The organism is Streptomyces sp. H39-S7 (genome assembly GCF_027158205.1).
Classification (GTDB): Bacteria; Actinomycetota; Actinomycetes; order Streptomycetales; family Streptomycetaceae; genus Actinacidiphila.
Genome location: NZ_JAPVLU010000070.1, coordinates 31,129 through 32,316, shown reverse-complemented (window position 1 = coordinate 32,316; position 1,188 = coordinate 31,129). Strand labels below are relative to the sequence as shown.

General features: G+C 72.4%; 2 protein-coding genes. Both read left to right on the top strand.

What is annotated here, in order from left to right:
- Window positions 1–734: hypothetical protein (locus O3X23_RS39355; protein WP_269278631.1), on the top strand; the 734-nt coding region annotated here is incomplete at its 5' end.
- Window positions 735–799: 65 nt separating this feature from the next.
- The coding region (locus O3X23_RS39350; protein ID WP_269278628.1) for an FAD-binding oxidoreductase at window positions 800–1,188 on the top strand (389 nt) is incomplete at its 3' end.

Sequence of the window (1,188 nt, the reverse complement as noted above, 5' to 3'; positions counted from 1 at the left end):
CTCTCGAACTATCGCAGGGCACGTTGTCCCTGGTCGTCGGCTCCCGGCCCGAGGTCCACGCCCAGGCCTTCGCGGCCCACGCCTGCTGGCTGCTGGGCGACGACGACCAGGCCGCTCTGCGGTGTGCCGACGCGATCGCGCGGGCCAGGGCTGCCGACCATCCGTACAGCGTCGCCATCGCCCTCGCCTATGCGGCGATCACCCATCAGATCAGCGGCGACCGGGTCGCTGCCGTCGAGGTGGTCGCGGAACTGGGCGACCTCTGCCGCCGCCATGGCTTCGCCTATTACAGCGAATGGGCCCTGATCATCAGCGGCTGGCTGCTGGGCGGCGGGCAGGGCGCCGCGCAGATCCGCGACGGAATCGGAAGGCTGAGCTCCCAGGGCGCCTACACCCGCATGCCGTACTGGTCGTCGCTGCTCGCCGAGGTACTCATCGCCGACGGACACCTCGACGCGGCGCGCGCCGTCCTCGACGCGGCCCGGATCGGGGCCGAGCAGCGCGACGACAGGTGGTGGCTGCCGGAGGTGCTGCGGCTGCGGGCCGGTCTCGAAGCTGGTCCGGCTGCCCTGTCCCTGCTCGAACTCGCCGCCGACATGGCCGCCGGCCAGGAGAGCCGGGTCCTGGAGGCGAGATGCCGCCGCGATCTCGCCGACCGCACCGTTCGCGCAGCGTCTCACCTTCCTCCCGCAGGCGGGTCCGGCGCGAACGGATGGCGAACGCGTGGTGCGTAGCGTCGGGTCCCGAGGGCGCCCTGCCAGGACGCCCGGCAGCGAACCGAGCACCGTGGGGGAGAACCATGCCAACCTTAGCTACCCGCCCGTCTTTCGAAGAGCTCGCCCAGGTGCTTCGGGGCCGGCTGATCAGGCCGGGGGAGGACGGATACGACGGCGCGCGCGCCGTCTACAACGCGATGATCGACCGCAAGCCGGCGGCGATCGCACAGTGTGAGGACACCGGCGACGTTCTCGCGTGCGTGAACTTCGCCCGCAGCCACGGGGTCGACCTGGCCGTGCGCGGCGGCGGCCACAACGCCGCCGGGCTCGGCGTCTGGGACGACGCCCTGGTCGTCGACCTCTCCGCCATGAGGGCCGTCTCGGTTGACGCCGACGCGCGCACAGTGACCGCCCAGGGTGGCTGCCTGTGGTCGGACGTCGACGGCGCGACCGCGGAGGTGGGGATGGCCAC